The organism is Mycobacterium asiaticum (assembly GCF_001673635.1).
GTDB lineage: Bacteria > Actinomycetota > Actinomycetes > Mycobacteriales > Mycobacteriaceae > Mycobacterium > Mycobacterium asiaticum_C.
The window spans coordinates 157777-180971 of sequence record NZ_LZMH01000043.1; the positions used below are offsets into that span (position 1 = coordinate 157777).

The 23195-nt window shown below is 66.9% G+C and carries 22 protein-coding genes and 1 tRNA gene; 8 read left to right on the forward strand and 15 right to left on the reverse strand.

Annotated elements, in window-relative coordinates:
* Positions 1–44 precede the first annotated feature (44 nt).
* Entirely contained in the window at positions 45–251 is a 207-nt protein-coding gene (locus A5645_RS12805; protein ID WP_065129747.1) for a helix-turn-helix transcriptional regulator, read from the forward strand.
* Positions 252–436: 185 nt separating this feature from the next.
* A complete protein-coding gene (locus A5645_RS12810; RefSeq protein WP_253866979.1) occupies positions 437–1543 on the forward strand; it encodes a site-specific integrase in 1107 nt (368 codons plus the stop codon).
* Positions 1544–1586: 43 nt separating this feature from the next.
* Here the strand turns inward: A5645_RS12810 and A5645_RS12815 are convergent.
* The 8 genes from A5645_RS12815 to A5645_RS12850 form a co-directional block, all read right to left on the reverse strand.
* A tRNA-Ile gene (locus A5645_RS12815) sits at positions 1587–1660 on the reverse strand.
* 62 nt (positions 1661–1722) lie between these two features.
* Positions 1723–2469 carry a hypothetical protein gene (locus A5645_RS12820; protein WP_155767983.1) on the reverse strand — a complete coding sequence of 249 codons (747 nt, stop codon included), beginning with the start codon at positions 2467–2469 and terminating at the stop codon, positions 1723–1725.
* Between the two features lie 118 nt (positions 2470–2587).
* Positions 2588–3025, reverse strand: a complete 438-nt coding sequence (locus A5645_RS12825) for a nitroreductase family deazaflavin-dependent oxidoreductase (RefSeq protein ID WP_253866981.1) — start codon at positions 3023–3025, stop codon at positions 2588–2590.
* Positions 3026–3128: 103 nt separating this feature from the next.
* On the reverse strand, positions 3129–3338 hold the full coding sequence (locus tag A5645_RS12830) for a hypothetical protein (protein ID WP_065034242.1): 210 nt from the start codon (positions 3336–3338) through the stop codon (positions 3129–3131).
* Between the two features lie 37 nt (positions 3339–3375).
* Positions 3376–4122, reverse strand: coding sequence for an Rv1352/Rv1906c domain-containing protein (locus tag A5645_RS12835; RefSeq protein WP_253866984.1), 747 nt, complete (start codon positions 4120–4122; stop codon positions 3376–3378).
* Entirely contained in the window at positions 4100–4870 is a 771-nt protein-coding gene (locus A5645_RS12840; protein ID WP_155767990.1) for a carboxymuconolactone decarboxylase family protein, read from the reverse strand. The genes A5645_RS12835 and A5645_RS12840 overlap by 23 nt, the downstream gene beginning before the upstream one ends.
* 88 nt (positions 4871–4958) lie before the next feature.
* Positions 4959–6332: a TldD/PmbA family protein gene (locus A5645_RS12845; RefSeq protein WP_065129749.1), complete on the reverse strand. Its 1374-nt coding sequence runs from the start codon at positions 6330–6332 to the stop codon at positions 4959–4961.
* Positions 6329–7846, reverse strand: coding sequence for a TldD/PmbA family protein (locus A5645_RS12850; RefSeq protein WP_065129750.1), 1518 nt, complete (start codon positions 7844–7846; stop codon positions 6329–6331). The genes A5645_RS12845 and A5645_RS12850 overlap by 4 nt, the downstream gene beginning before the upstream one ends.
* Positions 7847–7879: 33 nt before the next feature.
* Here A5645_RS12850 and A5645_RS12855 point away from each other — a divergent pair, with 33 nt between their 5' ends.
* From A5645_RS12855 to A5645_RS12865, 3 genes are read left to right on the forward strand one after another with little or no spacing between them, the layout of a single operon-like run.
* A complete protein-coding gene (locus A5645_RS12855) occupies positions 7880–8752 on the forward strand; it encodes a carbohydrate ABC transporter permease (RefSeq protein ID WP_065129751.1) in 873 nt (290 codons plus the stop codon).
* Positions 8739–9551 carry a carbohydrate ABC transporter permease gene (locus A5645_RS12860; RefSeq protein ID WP_065129752.1) on the forward strand — a complete coding sequence of 271 codons (813 nt, stop codon included), beginning with the start codon at positions 8739–8741 and terminating at the stop codon, positions 9549–9551. The genes A5645_RS12855 and A5645_RS12860 overlap by 14 nt, the downstream gene beginning before the upstream one ends.
* Positions 9548–10864: an extracellular solute-binding protein gene (locus A5645_RS12865; protein ID WP_065129753.1), complete on the forward strand. Its 1317-nt coding sequence runs from the start codon at positions 9548–9550 to the stop codon at positions 10862–10864. The genes A5645_RS12860 and A5645_RS12865 overlap by 4 nt, the downstream gene beginning before the upstream one ends.
* A gap of 73 nt (positions 10865–10937) precedes the next feature.
* Here A5645_RS12865 and A5645_RS12870 read toward each other — a convergent pair whose 3' ends face one another.
* From A5645_RS12870 to A5645_RS12885, 4 genes are all read right to left on the reverse strand, one after another.
* Positions 10938–11816: a universal stress protein gene (locus tag A5645_RS12870; RefSeq protein WP_065129754.1), complete on the reverse strand. Its 879-nt coding sequence runs from the start codon at positions 11814–11816 to the stop codon at positions 10938–10940.
* Entirely contained in the window at positions 11813–13234 is a 1422-nt protein-coding gene (locus A5645_RS12875) for an amino acid permease (protein ID WP_065129755.1), read from the reverse strand. The genes A5645_RS12870 and A5645_RS12875 overlap by 4 nt, the downstream gene beginning before the upstream one ends.
* 109 nt (positions 13235–13343) lie before the next feature.
* Complete coding sequence (locus tag A5645_RS12880; RefSeq protein ID WP_065034233.1) at positions 13344–14192, reverse strand: CbiQ family ECF transporter T component; 849 nt, start codon at positions 14190–14192, stop codon at positions 13344–13346.
* Positions 14189–16240: an ABC transporter ATP-binding protein gene (locus A5645_RS12885; protein WP_436405492.1), complete on the reverse strand. Its 2052-nt coding sequence runs from the start codon at positions 16238–16240 to the stop codon at positions 14189–14191. Before A5645_RS12885 ends, A5645_RS12880 begins: the two co-directional genes overlap by 4 nt.
* A gap of 107 nt (positions 16241–16347) precedes the next feature.
* On the opposite strand from A5645_RS12885, the gene A5645_RS12890 reads away from it, so the two are divergent.
* Entirely contained in the window at positions 16348–16824 is a 477-nt protein-coding gene (locus A5645_RS12890; RefSeq protein ID WP_065129787.1) for a MarR family winged helix-turn-helix transcriptional regulator, read from the forward strand.
* A 105-nt stretch (positions 16825–16929) separates the two neighbouring features.
* Positions 16930–19410 (forward strand): ATP-binding cassette domain-containing protein, encoded by a 2481-nt coding sequence (locus A5645_RS12895; RefSeq protein WP_065129756.1) that lies wholly within the window; start codon positions 16930–16932, stop codon positions 19408–19410.
* Here A5645_RS12895 and A5645_RS12900 read toward each other — a convergent pair.
* Positions 19401–19943 (reverse strand): methyltransferase family protein, encoded by a 543-nt coding sequence (locus A5645_RS12900; protein WP_231122987.1) that lies wholly within the window; start codon positions 19941–19943, stop codon positions 19401–19403. The two genes, A5645_RS12895 and A5645_RS12900, sit on opposite strands and share 10 nt — an antisense overlap.
* Positions 19944–20071: 128 nt before the next feature.
* Here A5645_RS12900 and A5645_RS12905 point away from each other — a divergent pair, with 128 nt between their 5' ends.
* Entirely contained in the window at positions 20072–22012 is a 1941-nt protein-coding gene (locus A5645_RS12905; RefSeq protein ID WP_065034230.1) for an acyl-CoA dehydrogenase family protein, read from the forward strand.
* Here the strand turns inward: A5645_RS12905 and A5645_RS28355 are convergent.
* A complete protein-coding gene (locus A5645_RS28355) occupies positions 22009–22476 on the reverse strand; it encodes an LppP/LprE family lipoprotein (RefSeq protein WP_253866987.1) in 468 nt (155 codons plus the stop codon). The genes A5645_RS12905 and A5645_RS28355 overlap by 4 nt on opposite strands.
* A 512-nt stretch (positions 22477–22988) precedes the next feature.
* On the reverse strand, positions 22989–23195 hold a 207-nt coding region (locus tag A5645_RS28360; protein ID WP_216638308.1), incomplete at its 5' end, for a hypothetical protein.

Consider the following 23195-nt stretch of genomic DNA (forward strand, 5'->3'; position numbering starts at 1 on the left):
TGCATGAGCCAGCCTTCCGGCGGCTAGTGAAGGAAAGAGTCGCCATGGAGGACATCACCGACGACAGGTGGATAACCCGACAGGAGCTGGCCGATCGCTATGGAGTGCCCGTCAAGACACCTGCCGAGTGGGCGTCGAAAGGAACCGGACCGCCGTATGCCAAGTTCGGCCGGCACGTCCGGTATCGAATCAGCGATGTCGTCGCCTGGGAGACAACACAAATGAACGGACGCAGGCGAAACTCCGCGTAGCGCTTTGTGTCGGTGACGCGAGATACAGTGCATGCAATCGGGCGATTCGCAACGCTGGGACAACTCCCGGCCCGGCGCGTCGCGCCTCGGGATGTCCAGCCCGCGGAAGTAGGAACCATGGCAGGACGGCCACACTTCGGATCGGTACACACGGGCAGATCAAACGCATCTACACGGGTCGCGGCGTGTGGCTGGCTCGTTGCCGCTACCGTGACGCCGACGGCGTTACCCGCATCGTCCAAAAGCTAGGTCCTGCTGACGAATACGACCAGCACGGCAAGCTGGCCGCGGACGCGTTGATCGCCGCTCTCGCGGAACGCAAACGTTCCGCGAACCACGGCGAGATCGGCCCGGACACCAAAGTGACTGACCTTGTGGAGCAGCACCTTGCCCGGCTGGCCGAGGACGGTCGCTCACCGGTCACGATGTCGACATACCGCTTTACCACCAAGGACCTCAAGAAATTCATAGGCGGTTTGCGGGTGAGCGAAGCAACGCCCGCCCACATGGATGCCACCCTGCGCTCCATGCGGAACGCGCACGGCGCGACGAGGGCCCGTCAATCGAAGTCGATCCTGAGCGGCGCGCTGCAGCTCGCGGTGATGGCCAGTGTCCTACCCGCCAACCCCGTGCGCGACGTGCAACCGCTGCGATCCAAGAGCCAGCCCAAAGGTGCGGTCGCGCTGACGGCTGACCAGCTCCGCGAGCTCCTCGCCAACCTGCAGGGCTCCGACTTCTGCAAAAAGCACGACCTCGTCGACCCGATCACCCTGCTCATCGCCACCGGCCTGCGACGCTCCGAACTACTCGGCCTGCGCTGGGCCGACTTTGACGAGAAGGCGAGCATGCTCGCCGTCACCGGCAAGGTCATCCGCGTGCCCGGCGAGGGCCTGCTGCGCGTCGATGAGACCAAGTCGGCCGCCGGCCGGCGAACCATCCCGCTACCCAAGTTCGCCGCCGAAATGCTCCTGAAGCGCCGCCAGCTGCCGTACCTCGGCGAGCAAGTGGTCATCTTCCCCTCGACGGCCGGGACGCTTCGCGACCCGAACAACTTCGGCAAAGAGTGGCGCACGGCACGACAGGAACTCGGAGCTGCCGAAGTGACCACCCATAGCTTCCGCAAGACCGTCGCGACCCTCATAGACGACGAAGGGCTGTCCGCCCGGATCGGCGCCGACCATCTCGGCCACAGCCACGTCAGCATGACCCAGGACCGCTACATGACCCGAGGGCGGATCCACACGCAGGTCGCGGCCTTACTGGACCGCACCGTCCGCATAAACGATGAATAAACGATGACTTCGCGGCGGCCAGCCGCAAAAATAGCCTCTGACGTGGGGCGGGCGGGGCTCGAACCCGCGACCAACGGATTATGAGTCCGCGGCTCTAACCAACTGAGCTACCGCCCCAGGCGCGCAGCGCACGACCAGTGCGCGTCGCAGTAGACACTAGCGTGGGCAGCGACTCGGAATCATTGCCGCCCGGGCCACTGCTGCGGCTGGGCGGGCATTACCGACTGCCGGGCGCTGCGACTACGGCGGATGCCCGTTACTGCCAGCACGATTACTCCGGCGATGACGAATACGGCGCCTATCCCGCCGGCCACGAACACACCGACGACTGAGTGCGCGACTTGGCTGCCGGTGATGTGCTCGCCAACGCCGTAGCTGGCATCAGGGGGGCCCGAGCAGCTGACCGAGTACTCACCTGCGTCCTGGACGGTAAGCGTGAACAGCGCTCGCCACTGGTTGACGGTGACATCACTCCGGTACTCGGTCAGCGTTGGTTTGCGTTGCCCCTCCGTACCCCGTGCGGTGCAGGTCAGGTTTCTGCGCGGCGTGCGCTGGGTGACGTAGATCGTTTTCGACGCGCCGGCGTCGATGCGCACCGTGGTGGTCCCTTTATTACCGAATGTGTGGTCCGAGGCGGGTGCGCCGGCGCTGAGGTCGCTTACCTCACCCACCAGCATGGCGGCGGCACCGATGCCGCCGCCGAGCAAGCCGAGCGCGACGAGGATCCCGCCGATTGCGTACCAGAGCTTTCGAGGTCGTCGCTCTACCGCATCCCGCGGCGGCGAGAAGCCTGGCGGCGTTGGCCCCGCCGGTTGCCCCCAGCCCTGACCCGGCGGGGTGGGCCCTCCGGGCGTTGGATATCCCGGCGGGTTGCCCGGGACGGATGATGCGCCGGGGTTGCCGGCGGGATGCTGCTGGAACGACACGATGTTTGCTCCCTCGCGAGGTAGCCAAGCGTAGCTGACTCATTGCACGTTGCCCAGAAGATTGCACCACCCTGAACGAAGGAAGCGGTAATCCCGCGTCGAGGTGCGAGCTTTGTCCTCAGCTCTCGGACGGCTGCAGCCGGAACACCCTGATCTCTCGCGGCGCGGCACTCTCCCGATAAGCCTCGTAGCCGGCGTAGAAGTCCACGGCCCTGGCCCACGCCGCCTCGCGTTCCGCCCCAGTGAGCAGTTCGGCTCGATACCGTCGCGGCGGTCCGTTGAACTCGATCGTGCATTCCGGATGCGCCTTCAGGTTGGCGCTCCAGGCCGGATGCTTCGCACGCCCGTAGTTGGACCCGATCGCCAGCAACCCGCCCGAGTCCGGGATGAGCGTCAACGGATGCGTACGCTCCTCCCCCGACTTGGCGCCAACGGAGGTGACGAGCCCGACCTTGCCGAAGCCCATCGTGCCCAGCCGGCCACCCGTCCATGGGATCAACCGCCTGTCAATGTGGGGCGCAACATGAATCGCCATCTGGTAGCCGAACTTGCTCATGGCTATCCGCTCACCTAGAGCTTCGTGCACCCGCAGCCGCCGCCCACGAAGAGGACTCTCCCGCCGGAAGGACACAACTGGACGGTACCCGCCAACGGTCCCGCTAATCCTCGTCACGCCTGGCCTTGCGCCGAGCCTCCCACGTGTACTGCTTGTATTCGTCCTGCACATGGGTGTCGCGGTGGTTGCCCGGACACAGCCACTGACGGTCCATCCGGTCGCCATTGCCTGTCATGTCGATGATTTGATACTCCGCGTCGACGCGGCAATTCAGGCAGTAGCTGGCGCCGGTCTCCAAGATCTCCCCGATCACTTATCGTTCCTTCCTCCGAATGTCCTGCGCGACAGCATCAGTACAGGTACACCACCGCGGAGTCCCCACCACTGCACACCACCAACCCGCTATCCCCCGAACAGCTCATCGAATAGTGACGCCGCGTCACCGGGCTCATCGCATCGATCTGCCGCGTCCCCGGCGTGACTGGTCCGCCCGCCGCATATGCCAACCGCACCGCTTCGGCGAACTGGCAGGTGGTGTCCGTCGACCCGACCGCCGACGACGTCAACCCGCCCGCCGGCGCCGCGGTCGCGGGACAGACCAGGGCGCCCGGGGGGAGCGTCACGGCCTTGGACGTAGTAGTCGTCGTCGGGGGCGCGTCCACCGCGGGCACCCACGTCGGGCAGTGCTGGGTCTTGAACGCCGTGTCCGTGGGCATGATCTGGACCAGCTGCGGCCAGTTGCCGGCACCGTTGGCGATGGTGTCGGCCAGCGTCCCGGACATCCCGCGCAGCCGTTCCCAGTAGCAGTCGTGCGCGCCTTCTGATCGGTAGGTGCCGGGGGCGATGTCGCTGCCGACCTTGAAAGTGCCATCGCCCGGGAAGGTGGCCGGGGCTCCGGCCACCGGGGTAGTGGACGAGGGCGGCAGCGGCGGCACCGTCGTCCCGGGATAGATCGGCGGCATATACGAGGTGGGGTCTGTTCGGCGGGTCACCGACGGCGCGGCGGTTTTCGGAACGCCCCCCGAACAGCTGACCAGGACGAACACCAGAATCAGCAGAACAGCCCAGCGGCCGTCAGCTGAAAACCGTCTGACCATCGACATCGATCAGATACCGCTCGGTTCCGGACTCCACTCGTGCAGCGTCCGCGCCCAGCGCCACGGCGATCTTGTTGCTGGAATTCCGCATCACGTCGAAGGTCAACTCCACGGCCTCGGCCTCGCTGAACCGGGAGCGCACCTCGGCGGCATCGTCGACGGCGAGGTGCGCAGGGGTCCAAATTAGCGCATCTACATACCGCAGCGCTGCCTTTGCGCGATCGTCGAGCACCCGCGACGTCTCAAACCGGGCGATCTCGTCGTACAGCGACTCCGTGCCGCCGGCGTCCAGCGCGTGACCTTCGCGCAGCGATTTGCAGAGCCGGCAGTTATGCGCGTTCGCCACCCGCAGCCGCACCAGCTCCGACGTAATGGGGTCCAGCGCGCGCATCCGCGCCACCGCCGGCGCGAACTCGTTCAGCAACACCTGCGAAGGTTCGCTGTCGTGGTCCCACACGAGCGGCTCGCCCACCCACCGCAAATACCGCGCACCGACATCCAACGCTTCCAGCCCAGCCCGCACCCGCGGCACGAAATCAGCGATAAAGATCGAGATGACACCCCGAAAAGCGCTGTCGCCCAACACCTTCAGGAGCTGCGAACGCTGCTCGACAGTGATCGTCGACACGTCGACGCTGAACTGTTCGGCGAACGCGGCCACCACCGCGTCGGCTTCCGACGGAACCTCGGAGTCATCGAACGGCAGCGGCGGCAAGCCAAGCGTCCGCGCGCACACCTGGCGCACCATGCCCGCCAGCGACGCATTACCGCAGGACAGGGCGACTAATCGCGCCAGTTGGTCAGGCTCCAGTGCTGTCACGCACTACACGGTAAACCTATTGAGCCTGACTAACCGAGGACATGTGAAAGTCCGGTATCCGCAGCGACGGCATCGCCGCCCGGGTCGCCCAGTCGCCCCATTCCCGCGGCAGCGTCTTTTCGCTGACGCCGGCCTCGGTCGCCCGGCGCAGCAGGTCCAGCGGGCTTTCGTTGAACCGGAAGTTGTTGACGGCCCCGGTCACCTCGCCGTCCTCGACCAGATACACCCCGTCGCGGGTCAGGCCGGTCAGCAGCAACGTCGTCGGGTCGACCTCGCGGATGTACCACAGCGTCGTCAGCAGCAACCCGTGCTCGGTGGAGGCGATCATGTCGGCCAGGTCCGCCGATCCGCCGGTCATCACTAGGTTGTCCGCGCCCACCGCCACCGGCGCACCGAACCGGGCGGCCGTGGCCCGCGGATACGCCAGCGCGTTGATCACGCCCTCGCGGATCCACTCCACCTGGCCGATCTCCATGCCGTTGTCGAACACCGAGGCCGTCTCTGACGAATTGCTCACCGCGACGAATGGGGTGCACGCCAGCCCGGGCGCCATCGGGTCGGAGAACAACGTCAGCGGAAGCGATGTGAGCCGCTCCCCCACCCGCGTCCCGCCGCCGGGTGCCGACAGGGCCGTCCGTCCCTCCTGGGCACCGCGCCCGGACATCTTCCAGTTCAGGTAGATCATCATGTCGGCCACCGTCGAGGGCGGCATGATCGTTTCGTAGCGCCCCGCCGGTAGTTCCACGGATCGCGACGCCCAGGCCAGCCTCGTTTCCAGGTCCGCGAGCAGCGAATCTATCGGCACCTCAACGAAATTGGAGGTTCCGGTGCCGGCCCACGCGGAAGCGTCCCCGCGCTTGGCATTGAGTTCGATGGCGCCGGTGGGCTGGGTGTAGCGCCGGCGCAGGCCGGTCGAGGACGCCAGGAATGTCGTCGAAAGACTGTGGTGCGCATAGCCGAACAATCGGTCCGTGGACCGGAACGCCTTGCTCAACGCCCCGGAGATCCCGCTGAACGCCGCCACCCCGGTACCAGGCACCGGCGCGTCCCAGTCGGCGGGCTCCCCGACATCGGTGAGCAGCGGGGCCGCGTCTCCGGCCTCTGGGGCCGAGCGGGCCGCATCCTGGGACGAGATCACCAGACCCGGCAGCGCCGACGGGTCGGCGTCACCGGATACGACAGACCCGACGTAGGCGATGTCGCCTTGCCGCACCACCGAAATGACGGTGACGCTGCGGCTGACCGCGACCCCGTTGGTGGTCATCGTGTTGTTCGCCCAGCGCAGTGTGGCCTCCACCTTGTCGGTGACCAGCACCATGGTTTCATCGGCGCGCCCGGCCTTGGCGGCCTCGGCCAGGACGATCTCGACGGCGTGCTGCGGGGTGATCATCGGCCACCCTCGGTGCGGGTGTTGAGCACATTGACGCCGCGGAACAATGCCGACGGGCAGCCGTGGCTGACCGCGGCCACTTGGCCGGGTTGCGCTTTACCGCAGTTCAGCGCACCGCCGAGGCGCCAGGTCGATTGTCCGCCAACGGCTTCCATCGAATTCCAGAAGTCCGTCGTGGTCGCCTGGTAGGCCACATCGCGCAGCTGGCCGTATAGCGCGCCGTCCCGGATGCGGTAGAACCGCTGCCCGGTGAATTGAAAGTTGTACCGCTGCATGTCAATCGACCAGGACTTGTCGCCGACGATGTAGATGCCGTCGTCGATCCGGGAGATAAGATCGGCGGTGGACAGGTCCTGGGGCCCGGGCTGCAGCGACACGTTCGCCATCCGCTGGATCGGCACGTGGTGTGCCGAGTCGGCGTAGGAGCATCCGTTGGAGCGCTCCTGGCCCAGGCGTGGGGCGAACACCCGGTCGAGCTGGTAGCCGACGAACACCCCGTCGCGCACCAGGTCCCAGCTTTGCGCGGCGACGCCTTCGTCGTCGTACCCGATGGTGGCCAGGCCGTACGGCACGGTCCGGTCGGCGGTCACGTTCATCACCGGCGACCCGTATTGCATCGTGCCCAGTTTGTCCGGGGTGGCGAACGACGTGCCGGCGTAAGCGGCTTCGTAACCGATGGCACGGTCGTATTCGGTTGCGTGGCCGATGGATTCGTGGATAGTCAGCCAGAGGTTGGATGGGTCGATCACCAGGTCCGTCCGACCGGGCCGCACGCTGGGCGCCCGCATCTTCTCGTACAGAAGGTCCGGGATTTCGGCGAGCTCGGCGGTCCAGTCCCACACCGAGTCGCCGGCCACCGCTTCCCAGCCGCGCGCGGTCGGCGGGGCCAGCGTGCGCATCGAGTCGAACCCGCCCGCCTTGGCGTCGATGCTCACCGCCTCCAGCGAGGGCTGCAGCCGCACCCGCTGCTGGGTGATCGAAGACCCGAAGGTGTCGGCGTAGAAGGTCTGCTCTTTGACGGCCGTCAGGCCAGCCGACACGTGGTCCACGCTCTCGGCGTCCAGCAGCCGCCGGGAGTAGTCCTCCAGCACCCCGATCTTGTCCGACGCCGACACCGTGAACGGGTCGATCTCGTAGTCGGACACCCAGGTGGCGTCGGCGTAGACGGGCTCGGCCGCCAACCGAATGTGCTCGGTGTTCAGCGCCGCCAGCACGGTGGCCACCTGGGCGGCGTGCCGCGCCGTGCGGGCCGCGACGTCAGGGGCCAGTTCGGCGTGCGAGGCGAACCCCCACGTTCCCGCCACGATCACCCGCACCGCCAGGCCGACCTCGCGGCTGACGACGGCGGTCTCCAGCTCGCCGTCACGCAGCTGGATGATCTCGGTGTTGATGCGGTGAATGCGCAGGTCGGCGTAACTGGCCCCGGCCTCTCTGGCCGCCGAGAGCGCGGCATCTGCCAGCTCGTGGCGCGGCAGGTCCAGGAAGTCAGAATCGATCCCCCGGTTCGATGTCACGGGTCCACCGTAACGACCGGCTTTAATACTTTCATGTCCACCACGCCTCGTCGTTCCACGGCGTTGGCGTACGGCTTGCTCGCACCCAGTTTGTTCGGTGTGGTCGCCTTCCTGCTGCTGCCGATTCTGGTGGTGGTCTGGCTGAGTCTGTACCGCTGGGACCTGCTGGGTCCGCTGCATTACGTCGGGTTCGCGAACTGGCGCTCGGTGCTGCGCGACGGGGACTTCGGTGACTCGCTGGTGGTCACCGCTATCTTCGTGGCGATCGTAGTGCCGGCGCAGACGGTGCTGGGACTGCTGGCCGCGATGATGCTGGCGCCCAAACTGCCGGGCACCGGGCTGTTCCGCACGCTGTACGTGTTGCCGTGGATCTGCGCCCCGCTGGCGATCGCGGTGATGTGGCGCTGGATCCTGACGCCGACCGATGGCGCGGTCAGCACCCTGCTGGGGCGGCGCATCGAGTGGCTGACCAATCCCGACCTGGCGCTGCCGATGGTGTCGGCTGTCGTCGTGTGGACCAACGTCGGCTACGTGTCACTGTCTTTCCTCGCTGGGCTGCTGGCGATTCCCGAGGACATCCACAACGCCGCCCGCACTGACGGCGCCACCGCATGGCAGCGGTTCTGGCGCATCACGCTGCCGATGTTGCGCCCGACGATGTTCTTCGTGCTGGTCACCGGAGTGGTCAGCGCCGCACAGGTTTTCGACACGGTCTACGCTCTGACCGGCGGCGGCCCGGAGGGCAGTACCGATCTGGTGGCCCATCAGATCTACGCCGAGGCGTTCGGGGCGGCGTCGATCGGGCGGGCCTCGGTGATGGCGGTGATCCTGTTCGTCATCCTGGTCGGCGTCACGTTCGTGCAGCATTTGTACTTCCGCAAACGGATCACTTATGACCTCACGTAACGCGCTGATCTACGTGGGCCTGGTGAGCGGGACGCTGATCACCCTGGCGCCCTTCGCCCTTGGGCTGCTGACCTCGTTCACCTCCGCGCACCAGTTCGCTACCGGTTCGCCGCTGCAGTTGCCGCGCCCGCCCACGCTGGCCAACTACGCCGATCTGGCCGGCACCGGTTTCGGCCGCGCGGCTGCGGTGACCGCGCTGATGACGGCGGTGATCCTGCTGGGGCAGTTGACCTTTTCGATCCTGGCCGGTTATGCCTTTGCGCGGCTGCACTTCCCCGGCCGCGACGCGCTGTTCTGGGTGTACGTCGCGACTCTGATGGTGCCCGGCACGGTGACGGTGGTGCCGCTGTATCTGATGATGGCCCAGATGGGTCTGCGGAACACGTTCTGGGCATTGGTGATTCCGTTCATGTTCGGCTCGCCGTACGCGATCTTCCTGCTGCGCGAGCACTTTCGCCTGATCCCTGACGACCTGATCAACGCCGCGAACCTGGACGGCGCCAACACCCTGGATGTGCTGGTGCACGTGATCCTGCCGTCCAGCAAGCCGGTGCTGGCCGCGCTGACGATGATCACTGTGGTCTCGCAGTGGAACAACTTCATGTGGCCGTTGGTGATCACCAGCGGTCGCAAATGGCGGGTGCTGACGGTTGCCACCGCGGACCTGCAGTCGCGGTATAACTCCCAGTGGACGCTGGTGATGGCGGCGACGACGGTCGCGATCGTGCCGCTGATCGTGTTGTTCGTGGCGTTCCAGCGGCACATCGTCTCGTCGATTCTGGTGTCGGGGCTCAAGTGAGACGGCCCCGGTTTTCGACACTGTCGGCGCTGGCGCTCGTGTTGGTCTTCGCCTTGCTGTTGGTGACGGCCGTGCTGTCGGGCCGTTCGGACGACGACGGCAAGATCGTGGTGACGGTGCGACTGTGGGCCGAACCTATCGCGCGAGCGTATCGGGACTCGTTCCAGGAGTTCTCCCGAGAGCACCCCGATATCGAGGTGCGCACCAACATGGTCGCCTTCTCCAACTACTTCGACACCCTGCGTACCGACGTGGCCGGGGGCAGCGCCGACGACATCTTCTGGCTGTCCAACGCCTACCTCGACGCCTACGCCGACAGCGGCCGGTTGATCAAAATCGACCGGGTGGACAAGGATTGGGCACCGGCCGTCGTGGAGCAATTCACCCACAACGGCACGCTGTGGGGGGTGCCGCAGCTGACCGATGCCGGTATTGCCGTGTTCTACAACGCCGACCTGCTCGCGGTCGCCGGCGTCGACTCCGCGGTGCTGGACAGCATCCAGTGGAGCCCCGGCAGCGACGACACCCTACGGCCCCTGCTGAAGAAACTGACCGTCGACCTCGACGGGCACCGCGCGGACTCCCCCGACTTCGACTTCCTGCGGGTGCGCCAGTACGGCTACAACGCCGCCAACGACCCGCAGGGCATCTACCTCAACTACATCGGCTCTGCCGGTGGAATCTTCCAGCGCGGCAACGAGTTCGCGTTCGCCAATCCCGAAGCGGCGGCGGCCTTCCGCTATCTCGTCGGCCTGATCAACACCGACCACACCTCGCCGCCGGCGTCGGACACCAATGACAACGGCGACTTCTCCCGCAATCAGTTCCTGGCCGGCAAGATGGCGCTGTTCCAGTCCGGCACCTACAGTCTGGCCCCGATCGCCCGCGATGCCACCTTCCGCTGGGGTGTGGCGATGCTTCCGTATGGACCCCAGGGGCGGGTGAGCGTCACCAATGGCATTGCCGCTGCCGGTAACTCGGCAACCCGGCATCCCGAGGCGGTACGGCAGGTGTTGCAGTGGATGGGCAGCAGCAAGGGCAACGCGTACCTGGGCCGCGAGGGTGCCGCCATTCCGGCGGTGCTGACGGCCCAGCCCGGGTATTTCGCCTACTGGAAGGCGCGCGGCGTCGACGTCACCCCGTTCTTCGCGGTGCTGGACGGACCGCGCATCCCGGCACCGGGCGGGGCGGGGTACGCGGCCGGAAACGAGGCGCTGCAACCGTATTTCGACGAGATGTTTCTGGGCCGGGGCGATATCGAGACGACACTGAAGCGGGCGCAGGAGGCGGCCAACGCGGCCGCGCGCCGTTGACTGTCGCGCTGGCGTGACACTCGACGCCCACCGCAACTCTGGCGTGACACTCGGCGAAACAGGCCGGCAACGGCTAGCCAGGAACCACCAACACCGGCACCGGGCTGTGCCGAATGATCTTGGCGCTGCGCGTCCCGAGGAAGACTCGCCGCACGTCGCCGCGCGGCGAGGTGCCCACCGCCAAGATCTCGCCGTTGATCCACTCCGGCTTGCTCAGCGCTTCCATCCAGCTGTGCGCAGTGACGACCTCCAGCACGACATCTGGCCCCACGACGCCGTCATCCTTGAGCGCTTGCAGACTTTCCATGGCCTGGGCCGCCCAGGCGTTCAGGACGCTGTCCTCGGCATCCAGGCCCACCTCCGGCGGATACATGGTCCGGCCGCGCACCGCGAACGTGATCACCCGCAGCGGCACCTGATACCGCTCGGCGGCGTTGGCGCACCGCCGCACCAACGCGAGCGACTCCTCACTTGTGGAGTAGCCACAGCTGAGGCGACGGAACCCGCCGCTGTGCACGTGAAATCCGGGGGAACTGATCGCGATCGGCACCCGCGAGGCGTGCAGCAGCCAGTCGGCGGTGGAGCCTACCGTGATGTGCGCCAGCCCGGTGCTGGGCAGTGATCCCAGCACCAGGATCCTGCCGTTCACCTCGTCGACGATCTCAACCAATCCCGTCGCCACCGAGCGGTGGGCCCGGTGGGTGAAGTGGACTTCGATGCCTTCGGCCAGCGGGAACAGGTAGCGCTGCGCTTCCCGCTTCGACTCCTCGCCCAGGTTCTGCGCCCAATGCTCGAACTCGGCGTCGACGCGGGCTAATGACGGCGTCGGCCACGGCTCAGGCACGACGGTCGCGACGGTCACCGATGTCTGCAGCGTCCGTGCGGCCCCGATGGCCAGATAGAGGCCCGAGAGGCCGACCTTGCTCGCCCGGTATCCGACCACGACCGTCATTGCCGGTCCTTATTGAGCGCGCTGCGGTGGCGCCCCCACAGCAGGTAGTACGTCAGCGCCACCAGGATCCAGCCGCTGAACGCCAGCCAGGTGTACCAGTGCAGGCTGAGCAGGATGTACCCGCACGCCAACACCGAAAGCACCGGCGTCACAGGGTAACCCGGCACCCGGAAGGCGCGTTCCAGGTCCGGTTCGCGCACCCGCAGGATGATCACGCCCACCGACACCACGATGAACGCCGTCAGCGTCCCAATGGACACCATGTCGGCGAGGCTGGCCAGCGGCACCACCGCCGCGAGCACGGACGCGACGATCGCCACGATCACCGTGTTGTTCACCGGGGTCATGGTGCGCGGATTCACCGCGGCGAACCGCGCAGGCAGCAACCCGTCGCGGCCCATCGCGAACAGGATGCGGGTCATGCCGTACAAGGTGACCAGTGTGACGGTGAAGATCGATATCACCGCGCCCGCGGCGAGGATGGTGCTGGCCCATCTGCTGTGCGTGACGTTGTCCAGAATGATGGCCAGGCCCGCGTTTTCCTGCGTCTTGAAGTTCTGCCACGGCTGCGTGCCGAGCGCCGCCAAAGCGACGAGGACGTAGACGGTGGTCACGATCACCAGCGCGGACACGAGCGCGCGCGGCATGGTCGTCTGCGGGTTCTTCACCTCGTCGCCGGCCGTGGAGACCGCGTCTAGTCCGATGTAGGAGAAGAAGATCGTGCCGGCCGCCGACCCGATGCCGGCCACGCCCATGGGGGCGAAGTCCTTGAGGTGGTTTGCGTCATAGGCGGTGAACGCGATGATGACGAACATTGCGAGCACGCCGAGCTTGATCAGCACCATGATCGTGTTGACCTTGGCCGACTCGCTGGCGCCGCGGATCAGCAGCAGCGCACACAGCACGATCAGGATCACCGCCGGCAGGTTCACCCAGCCGCCGGGCGCCTTGTCCCAGGGTGCCGCCGACAGGGCGTGCGGCAGTTCAAACCCGAACAGGTTGTGCAGCAACTTGTTCACGTAGCCGCTCCACCCCACCGCCACCGCCGCGGTGGCCACGCCGTATTCCAGCAGCAGGCAGGCCGCGACGATGATCGCGACCGCCTCACCGAGTGTGGTGTAGGCGTAGGAGTAGGACGAGCCGGAAACCGGTACCGCCGAAGCTAATTCGGCATAACAGAGCGCGGCCAAGCCGGCGGCGATGCCGGCGATGATGAACGAGACGATCACCCCGGGACCGGCCTGGGGCACGGCTTCGGACAGCACGAAGAAGATGCCGGTGCCGATCGTGGATCCGACGCCGAACATCGTCAGCTGGAAGGTGCCGAAACTGCGCTTCAGTCCGGAGTCGCTACCCGCTTCGCCGACCGGGCGGCGACGCAGCATCTGCTCTTTGAGGCTGATCGATGTGGCCGGCAACTGCGCCTCCCGTCGGTGGGTCCGCTAAGTATGTGCCTCCCGCAGCACTTCGGCGAGCTGATTCACTACGTAATCGATCTCCTCGATCGACCGGATGCGGCCGTGAACCTCAGCGGGCCGAAATGATGGTCTGGATCGCGATGCCGGCGCCGCTGGCCACCAACGTGATCGCCAGCGTCACCCAGTCGGCCAGCCTGGGCCGGCGCGGGTTCGCCGAGAGCTGACCGGTGCCGCCGCGGGCGGTGATCGCATCGCCCATCTCGTCGGCGCGCCGCAGCGTCACCGTGATGGTCGCGGCCAGCAGGTCGATGATCTCCAGTCGGCGCTGCTGCCTTTTCTCCTTCCGGCTGCGCGGAGTCGGCTTGGGCCGCAATCGGCGTGCCGCATAGAGCACTTGGAATTCGTCGATCAGCATCGGGAAGGCACGCAGCGCCAGGGCCAACGCCACCGCCCACTCATCGACCGGCAACCGGAACAATCGCAGCGGCCGGCCCAAAGCCGCTACCGCTGGCCCGATTTCGGCGACATTGGTGGTGTAGGACACCAATCCCCCAAGCGCCAGCAACACCAGCGTCAGCGCGGTGATCCGCAAGAAGTTCAAGAACCCGCCGAGTCCCAGCTCGACGCTGCCGATGACGACCTCAGGTTTCCCGCCGGCCAGCGCCGCGGTAAAACCGCCGATCGCCAACACAATCCACAACCAGCGGGGTATGGACGGCAGGGCACCGCGCGGAATGTGGGCGATCCGGATCGCCGCCAGCACCAGGGCCGCCATGAATCCGATCGTCACCCAGCCCGGGTAGAACGCCAGCAGCACCGAGATGCCGAACACCACCAAAAGCTTGGTACCGGCCCACAAGTCATGGATCGGCGAGCCGCCGGGGATCGGAACCAGCAGCACGACGGGCCGGCCGTGCTTTCGGGTTTCGCGCTTCGTCGGCGCCGAAGTGGTTGTCACGACACACCTCCGGCGGAGGTCGACGCCGACGCCGATTCCAGCGTCCCGTTATTCAGATGCAGAACCCTCGGGCACAGGGTCTCCATGCCCAGGTAGTCGTGCGCGATCACGACGACCGTCAGACCGCTGTCCCGGCGCAGGTCCTCCAGCAGTCGCAGCAGCCCGCGCTGACTGTCGGTGTCCAGCCCGGCCAGCGGTTCGTCGAGGATCAGCGCCTTGGGCTCGCAGGCCAGTAGTCCGGCGAGCACCACACGCCGCATCTGGCCCCCACTGAGCTTGTCGATGCTGCGGCTGGCCAGGGCGGGGTCCAGCCCCACGACGCCGAGCGCGGCGGCCACCCGGTCGGTGTCCTTGTGCGAAAAGCCCGCCGCGGAGGCGACTTCCAGATCGACGCGGCTGCGCATCAGCTGCAGGCGAGCCGCCTGGAACGACAACGCGACCGCACCGACCTGTTCGTGGGTGGGCCGGCCGTCCAGCAGGCACTCCCCGCTGGTCGGCGTGGTCAGCCCCGCCATAATCCAGCCCAGCGTCGACTTGCCCGAACCGTTGCCGCCGTGGATCAGCACGCCGTCGCCCTGCTCGACGACGAAGTTGATGTCGTGCAGCGCGGTCTTGGCCCAGGGGGTGCCGATCCCGTATTCATGGCCGACGTTGATGAGTTCGAGGGTCGGGGCATGGTGGGTGTCCCCCACGCCCGCGACGGGCGGCGGCGTGTCCCCGGCCTGGGTCATGCCGGTGTTGTCCGGGGAGTCGCTGAGTTTGATTGTGCGGTCCGCTGATTCGGCCTCGTTGTTGTAGTGCGTGATGTGCACCAGCGCGGTGCGGTGCCGTTTGGTCAAGCCGGACAGCACGCCCAGCAACGCGTCGCGGCCCTGCTGGTCCACCATCGTGGTGACCTCGTCGGCGATCAGCATCGCGGGCTCGCGGGCCAGCGCCGCCGCCAGCGCAAGGCGCTGCAGCTCACCGCCGGACAGGCTGCCGGTCTCGCGTTCGGCGAGGTCTTCCAGGCCGACCTCGCGCAGCAACTGGGCGACGTCGGTCTTGGTGCCCGGCGGCAGACCCCACACCACGTCGTCGGCGACCCGGGTGCCCAGCACCTGACTTTCCGGGTGTTGCAGCACCACCGCGGTGCCGCCGAGCTTGCCGAGACCCACCGCGCCGGGGCGTTCCACGGTGCCCGAGCTCGGTTCGCGGCCGGCCAGGATCAGCATCAGGGTGGTTTTGCCGGAACCGTTGGCGCCGGTGATCGCGACGTGCTCGCCGACGCCGATCTCCATGCTGATTTCGCGCAGCGCGTCCTGGTCGGCGCCGGGATAGCGGAAGCGCACGTTGTCCAGGCGCACCGGAACCGGTCCGACGGCGGCGTTTTCGAGATCGCCGGCGGGCGCATCGAGTTTGTGCACGTCCGGAATGCCGCGCATGCGTTCCAGCAGCCGCGATAGCGCCCACCACCCGACCAGCGACATCACCATCACGCCGATGGTGACCAGGCCGAGCAGCATCACCTGCCAGTACCGCAGCGAGAAGGCGTATCCCACCTTCAGCCAGGCGCCGACCGCTTCGAGATGAACACGACCGAAGAAGGAGGCGAGCCCGTCGACGTTGGCGGTGATGGCGTCGCGCATCAGGTGCCGCAGCCGGGTCAGGACCATCAGCAGCGCGACGTTTCCGGCGCCGAACACCACTCCCGCAACGAAGGACGTCACCACCACGGTGGGCGTGCCGCGGTCCTTGCGCTTGATGAATCCGGTGAGGCCGCCGATGTAGGCGCTCTGAAACACACCCATGAATCCGCCGCCACCGGCGATGAGGAACGCGATAAGCCCGGCGGCAATCGTCGCGGTCATCAGCACCCGCAGGCGGTGCCGGTAGGCAAGCAGCCCGGCGGGAACGGTACCGAGCAGGGCGATTCCGGCGGCAAACGGGACCACGACCGAAATGATGGCGGTCACCGCGCACAGCGCAGCCATCACCGATGCTTGCGCCAGTTCACTCGGTTGCAGCGGTCCACCCCGAGCGGGCGACGGGGGTGGCCCGATCTCGCTCACTCGACTGATTCTGCCAGGTCTGTTTGTCGCAGGCTGAGCCACGCGCGTTTCGTATGAAGGCCGCCCACGAGTGGTTCCGCATAGCAAAGCTATGCAACGATGGGCGCATGAGCTCGCCCGCAGTAGCAAATGACACCGAGGTTGCCCACGGCCTGGGGGCGGATCTGCTTGCCGTGGTCGCGCGGCTGAACCGGTTGGCCACCCAGCGAATCCAGATGCCGTTGCCGGCCGCCCAGGCCCGGTTGCTCGCGACCATTGAGGCGCAGGGCGAAGCGCGCATCGGCGACCTGGCCGCCGTCGACCACTGTTCCCAACCGACGATGACCACTCAGGTGCGTCGGCTGGAGGACGCCGGACTGGTGTCGCGGACCGTCGACCCCGGCGACGCGCGTGCGGTGCGGATCCGGATCACTCCGGAAGGGCTGCACACGCTTAATGCGGTGCGGCGCGACCGTGCCGCCGCGATCGAGCCGCAACTCGCCCGGCTGGACGCCGCGGACCGTCAGGTGCTTGCCGACGCGGTCGAGGTGTTGCGGCGGCTACTGGAGAACGCGGCGACTGCCCCAGGCCGCCATACGCTCTGACGGTTGGTGGCTGAACCGCCGCAACGGGTAGACACTGATGTCAATATCCGTCTTCAGTATCCGTCGAGAAAGGGGACGGCCATACCTGACGTCTCCCCGTTGACCGTGTGGGTCGGATCGACGCGATACGACTTCGTGCCGGGCCGTGATGTGACGGTGGGCATCGGCGATCACTACGACATCCCCCTGGAGCCCGAGGGGCCGATCGGCCCGGACGCGGCGACGCACCCGGTCCTGGTGTTGCGCTTCGCCGGTACGCACTGGCTCGCGGTGGATCAGAGTCACCGGGGGCTGTTTCTGGACGGCATCCGGATGTCGACGGTCGACATCCGGGACGGTCAGATGGTCGCGATCGGCGATCCAGAGCGCGGACCGCGGCTGATGTTCCAGGTCGCCGCGCCGTCGGACGCGCCGCCGCCGAGCACCGATCCGCTGGGTGTGAAGGTGCCTTCGCCGTCATCGGAGCCGTCAACCCCGCCTCCGGCGTCGAGCCCGCCGCCGCCGGCACCGGTTGAGCCGCCGACCCCGCCGGCGCCGGAGGAGCCGCCCACCGGGCGCATCGCGATGGAGCCGGAGACCCGCCGCCTCAAGGCCGTCACACCAGAGCCGGTCCCCGACCCGGTGCCGGTGCCGGTGCCGGTGCCGGTCGAATCGCCGGTTCCGGTGCCCGTCCCCGAACCAGTGCCGGAGCCAGCCCCGGAACCGGCTGAACCTAAAACCACGCGCATCCCTACCGGGCCGGTCGAACGCTCCCCGCTCGAGCGTCCCACCAACCCGTTCCGGGCTGTGTCCGCCCGCGAGGACGGGGAGCCCAAGGGCCGTGGCCTGGTCGGACGGATGACCGACGCGACCCGCAAGCTGTTGCCCGCGCGCGCCGATACCGACCCCGACGACCTGCCGCCGCAAACCGGTCGGCTGCCGTTGCAGCCGGGCGCCCGCACTATCGGGGTGGCCGCCTACAACCTTGGACTGGTCGTCGGTGGCCGGGAGGTGCTGTCGGATATCTCGTTCACCACTCGCCCGGGGTCACTGATTGCCGTGGTCGGGCCGTCGGCGGCGCGTAACTTCGCATTGACCGGGCTGCTCTCCGGGACGCGGCCACTCAGTTCCGGGATCCTGACGGTGGACGGGCGCGACGTACACGACGAGCCGGAGACAATGCGGTCCCGCATCGGTGTGGTGCCGCGCGACAACCGGGTGCATCCCAGCTTCACAGTGCAGCGGGCGCTGGAATACGCGGCCGAGCTGCGGCTGCCGTCGAACACGACGCCGGAAAATCGTGACCGGGTCATCCTCCAGGTCCTCGACGAGCTCGAGCTGACCCCGCATCGCGACACCCGGATCGCCAAGCTGCCGCCCGAGCTGCGGCGGTGCGCATCGATGGCGGTGGAACTGCTTACCCGCCCGTCGTTGCTGGTGGTCGATGAGCCCGGCGCCGGCCTGGACCCGCAGCAACAGAATCACGTGTTGGGACTGCTGCGCCGCCAGGCCGACCTCGGCTGCGTCGTCGTGGTGGCCAGCACGTCGCTGGTGCACGTCAATCTCAGCGACCAGGTGCTGCTGTTGACACCGGCCGGTCAGCTGGCTTTCGCCGGCCCGCCCTCGCACATCGAGTCCGCGCTCGGCACCGCGGACTGGTACCAGATTTTCGGTCGCATCAGCGCCGACCCGCTCGGCGCTCACCACGCGTTCCTGATGCGGCAACAGGCGTCGGTGTCCCCGACTCCGCCGTCGGTGACCCGGCCCGAGCGGCTCCCGCCCGTCCCGGGCTTCGGACGTCAGTTCCGGTTGCTGGCCGGTCGTCAACTCTTTTTGTTGCTGACCCGACCTTTCTTTGTGCTGCTGCTCGTGCTGCTGCCGTTCGCGCTGGGCGCTTTGACGCTGCTGATCCCGGGGACTGCGGGTCTGAACCGGGCCGGCCCCGGGTCGGCCAACACCCACGAGGCGCTGGAGATTTTGGCCGCGCTCAACTTCGCCGCGGTGTTGATGGGCACCGTGGCCACCATCGGCGACCTCGTGGGCGAGCGACGGATCTTCCGCCGCGAGCAGGCGATCGGACTATCCGCGTCGGCCTATCTGCTGGCCAAATTGGTCGTCTTCGGCCTGATCGTGGCCGTACAGGCCGCGATCCTGACCACCATCGTCGTCAGCGGCAAGGGTGGGCCGCGGCATGGGGCGGTGCTGTTGGGCAATGCGGACGTGGAGCTGTATGTGAGTGTGGCGGCGACGGCCATCGTCTCGGCGATCGTCGGGCTGGGATTGTCCTCGCTGGGCAAGTCGAAACGGGAAACGCTGCCGTTGGCCATTCCTGCGGTGCTGGCATCGCTGCTGTTCGCCGGGGGTTTGGTGTCTTTGGTGGGCACCTGGGGCTACGACCAGATCTCCTGGTTCGTGCCGGCGCAGTGGGGTTTTGCGGCGGCCGCCGCCACTGTGAATCTGCGCCGCGTCGACAAGCTGGCACCCGACAACCTGGTGTGGACCCACTACTCGGGGTGGTGGGTGTTCGACATGCTGATGCTGCTGGTCCTCGGGGCGCTGTGGGCCGGGTTCGTCCGGTACCGGTTACGGCCTGTCTCTCATAAGTAGCGCCGGACCCGACGGCAGTACTCGGCGTATTCCTGCCCGTAGTGCCCGCGCATGAAGTCTTCTTCGCGCAACACCTGCCGATGGATGAGCCAGGAGCCAGCCAGCAGGTAGATCAGCGGAACCCAATTGGGGAACACCAGCAGCTGGCCGGTCAGGAACAGCAGGAAACCGACGTAGATAGGGTTGCGGCTGACCGCGAAGATCCCCGCCGTCACCAGTCCGCCGGGCTTGTCGATGTCGATGCCGACCCGAAAGCTCCTGCCGAACGACACCAGGCTCAGCACCAGAATCGCGACGGCGCCCGCGCAGCACGCCACGCCGATCCAGGCGATCACGACGTTGCGAAAGAAGCGCTGGGTGCTGATCAGCGGCCAGCCGAAGGCGACGGCGAAGATGGTGTAGAAGTACACCGACGCGACCGGGGGGATCACGAAGTCGGTCTTGTCGAGCTTGCCGAAGTGCATCGCCTTCGTGCCCGATCTCTTGAGCAGCAGGACCCTGGTGAGCACGGTGCCCATCAAAAGGACTGCCATGAGCGCTGCCAGATAATGCGGCATCCCAGTTCTTTCCGTCTGCGTGCTGACCTAACGATTACATGACACCGCAACGTCTTGAAGTGTGACTTGTTTCGGCGGGGCGGAGGACGGGTTAACGTCGTGACATGGCGCCGAACGAGAAGACCACTGCCGATCATTTGCGCGACGCGCTCGACGGGCGTTGGCGAGATGTGAAGAACCAGACGCGAGCCCAGCTCTCCAAAGAGGCATTCCGCCCGCACCACACCCCCAACACCGTCATCGCCCGCGCCAAGGTGGCCGAGCAGATGCAGCTCATGGCGAACGCGGGGATCTCCGACGAAGGGTTCCGCAAGGAGCACGGCGGGACCGGCGACGTTGGCGCGGCGATCACCATGATCGAGATGCTGGCCATGTCGGACCTGTCGTTGATGGTGAAGGCGGGGGTCCAGTGGGGCCTGTTCGGCGGTGCGGTGGAGAACCTGGGCACCGAGCGCCACGGGGACTACATCAAGGACATCATCACGCTGGACCTGCTCGGTTGCTTCGCGATGACCGAGACCGGGCACGGCAGCGACGTTCAGTCCTTGGAGACGACAGCGACCTACGACCCGGAGACTGAGGAGTTCGTCGTCCACTCCGAGACGCCGACTGCGCGAAAGGACTACATCGGCGGCGCCGCCGAAACCGCGCGGATGGCAGCGGTTTTCGCGCAGTTGATCACCCACGAGGACGGTAAGCCGGTCAACCACGGGGTGCACTGCGTGCTGGTGCCGATCCGCGACGAGGACGGCAATGACCTACCTGGTGTGACGACGTCGGACTGCCAATACAAGGGTGGCCTGCCGGGAGTCGACAACGGTCGCATCATGTTTGACCATGTCCGGGTACCCCGGGTCAACCTGCTGAACAAGTACGGTGACGTCGCGCCGGACGGCACCTACACCTCGCCGATCGACAACCCGAACCGGCGCTTCTTCACCATGATCGGCACGCTCATTCGCGGCCGCGTCACCGTCGGCGGTAGCGCCGGTGCGGCGGCCCGGGTCGCGTTGGACATCGCGACGCGATATGCGTTGCAGCGCAGGCAGTTCAGCGCGCCAGACGACGACGGCAAAGAAGTGCTGATCATGGATTACCTGGTGCACCAGCGGCGGTTGTTCCCGTTGATCGCCCGTTCTTATGCGCTGCAGTTTGCGCAGAACGAACTGGTATCGAAGACACACGACCTGCAGACCTCCGATGTCGTTGACGCCGAAGAACAGCGCGAGCTGGAGGCCCGGGCCGCCGGGCTGAAGGCGGCCAACACCTGGCACGCGTCGCGGGCCATTCAGGAGGCTCGGGAGGCCTGCGGTGGTGCGGGCTACATGGCCGAGAACCGGCTGATCGCGTTGCGCGCCGACACCGACGTGTTCACCACGTTCGAGGGCGACAACCATGTGCTGACACAGTTGGTGGCCAAGGAACTGCTCACCGCATACGCCGACGACATCAAGAGCATGAGCCCGGTGGAATGGGTTAGGTTCGCGGCCAACACCGTTGGCGACCGGGTGATGAAACGCACTGCGGCCGAAGCGATCATGCAAAGGATCATCGACGCGCGGCAGGACAGCGAAGAGGAAGGCAGCCTGTTCAACCGCGGCACCCAGGTCTCAATGTTCGAAGACCGGGAAGACTACCTGCTGTCATCGGTGGCGCGCCGACTGCAAGGAAAGTCCAAGGAAATGTCGGCGTTCGACGCCTTCAACGCGGTGCAGGATCACGTGTTGCACGCGGCGCAGGCGCACATCGACCGGATCGTCCTGGAAGCGTTCGTCGCCGGCATCGATGCGTGCCCGGACCCCGAGGCCCGCGAGTTGCTGGGTGTGATCTGCGACCTGTACGCGCTGTCGGTGATCGAAGAGGACAAGGCCTGGTTCATCGAGCACCGGTACCTGTCGACCGAGCGGGCCAAGGCCGTCACGCGGGGCATCAACGATCGATGCCGCGTGCTGCGGCCACATGCCCGGACACTGGTTGACGGGTTTGGTATTCCGGAGCCGCTGCGCTACGCCGAGATGCTGCACCCGGAGAATCTTGCCGACTAAGACTGGTGCGGGATTGGGCCCAGCGCCTTTAGCTTGCCGTCGGGTCCGATCTGGAACTTCACTGTTGCCCGTTGACTCGGGCAGCATTCTTCGTCGTTGCCGGACCGCCACTGGTACTGCACGGTGACGGTGTCGTCGCTGCTGGGCGGCAACACGGTGATGTACGGCTTCGGGTTGGGGGTCGGTGAGCCCAGTGGGGTGTTGCGGTCGAAGAACAGCAGCTGCTGCGGGGTGGACTCAGAGGCGATGGTGGGAATGATCTGCACCCAGTTCAACTGGCATTTTCGGGTGCGGCCGCGGCCAATCTCCACCCAAGTTGAGCCGGGAACCTCGATCGGCACCTTGGCGATGGCCTGACGCACCGTCTCGGCGGTGGGGCTGTCGGATGGTTTGCAGCTGTCGGGTTTGGCGGCCGGTGGCTTGGAAGGTTTGTCGCTGCAGCCCGCGACTGTGATGGCTATCAAAGTCGCGATCAGGACTTGCCGGCAACGCACGAGTGGGTAGCCTAGCCGCCACCAGCTGGGTTGGGGCCGGAGCGCTTCCGGGAGCACTGTGATCTGCGCCCGGCTTGGAGCGACATTGTCGGCGCTGGGGCGGGTTCGCCGCCCAGTGCCGGCGGGGGCTTCGGAGAGCACTGTGATCTGCGCCCGGCTTGGAGCGACATTGTCGGCGCTGGGGCGGGTTCGCAGCCCAGTGCCGGCGGGGGCTTGCGTGGAAGCGGGTTTGGCTTGCCTTGCGCTGCTCGCCCCATTTGTCACACCAGCCTCTGCCAGGTAGCACCACTCTTTGTGCCCGGCTTGCAGCGACATTGTCGTCGAGACGAGATGGCGGACGCTGTAGACGAGATGGCGGGCGTTGAGACGAGATGGCGGGCGCTTGCGTGGAAGCGGGTTCGGCTTGCCTTGCGCTGCTCGACCCACGCGCCCGAGCGAGGCCGCGCCCATGCCGTCGGCCTCGGCCCACGCGCCTTGGGCCGTCACCCGCTCCGGCCCCACCCGTTGCCAGCTCCCCGCGTTGAGCCGTCGTCTGCGCTGGCCCGGCCCACACCGCACGCCCCAGCGCCGACAATGTCGCTCCAAGCCGGGCACAGATCACGGTGCTCCCGGAAGCCCCCGCCGGCACTGGGCTGCGAACCCGCCCCAGCGCCGACAATGTCGCTCCAAGCCGGGCGCAGATCACAGTG

Excerpts from the sequence above, each read along its gene's own strand:
- A5645_RS12905 (WP_065034230.1), top strand. The coding sequence starts at position 20,072 with ATGGCGCCGAACGAGAAGACCACTGCCGATCATTTGCGCGACGCGCTC.
- A5645_RS12805 (WP_065129747.1), top strand. The coding sequence starts at position 45 with ATGGAGGACATCACCGACGACAGGTGGATAACCCGACAGGAGCTGGCC.
- A5645_RS12825 (WP_253866981.1), bottom strand. The coding sequence starts at position 3,025 with ATGAGCAAGTTCGGCTACCAGATGGCGATTCATGTTGCGCCCCACATT.
- A5645_RS12840 (WP_155767990.1), bottom strand. The coding sequence starts at position 4,870 with ATGGTGCGCCAGGTGTGCGCGCGGACGCTTGGCTTGCCGCCGCTGCCG.
- A5645_RS12870 (WP_065129754.1), bottom strand. The coding sequence starts at position 11,816 with ATGACGGTCGTGGTCGGATACCGGGCGAGCAAGGTCGGCCTCTCGGGC.
- A5645_RS12890 (WP_065129787.1), top strand. The coding sequence starts at position 16,348 with ATGAGCTCGCCCGCAGTAGCAAATGACACCGAGGTTGCCCACGGCCTG.
- A5645_RS12855 (WP_065129751.1), top strand. The coding sequence starts at position 7,880 with ATGTCCACCACGCCTCGTCGTTCCACGGCGTTGGCGTACGGCTTGCTC.
- A5645_RS12845 (WP_065129749.1), bottom strand. The coding sequence starts at position 6,332 with ATGATCACCCCGCAGCACGCCGTCGAGATCGTCCTGGCCGAGGCCGCC.
- A5645_RS12900 (WP_231122987.1), bottom strand. The coding sequence starts at position 19,943 with ATGGCAGTCCTTTTGATGGGCACCGTGCTCACCAGGGTCCTGCTGCTC.
- A5645_RS12835 (WP_253866984.1), bottom strand. The coding sequence starts at position 4,122 with ATGGTCAGACGGTTTTCAGCTGACGGCCGCTGGGCTGTTCTGCTGATT.
- A5645_RS12860 (WP_065129752.1), top strand. The coding sequence starts at position 8,739 with ATGACCTCACGTAACGCGCTGATCTACGTGGGCCTGGTGAGCGGGACG.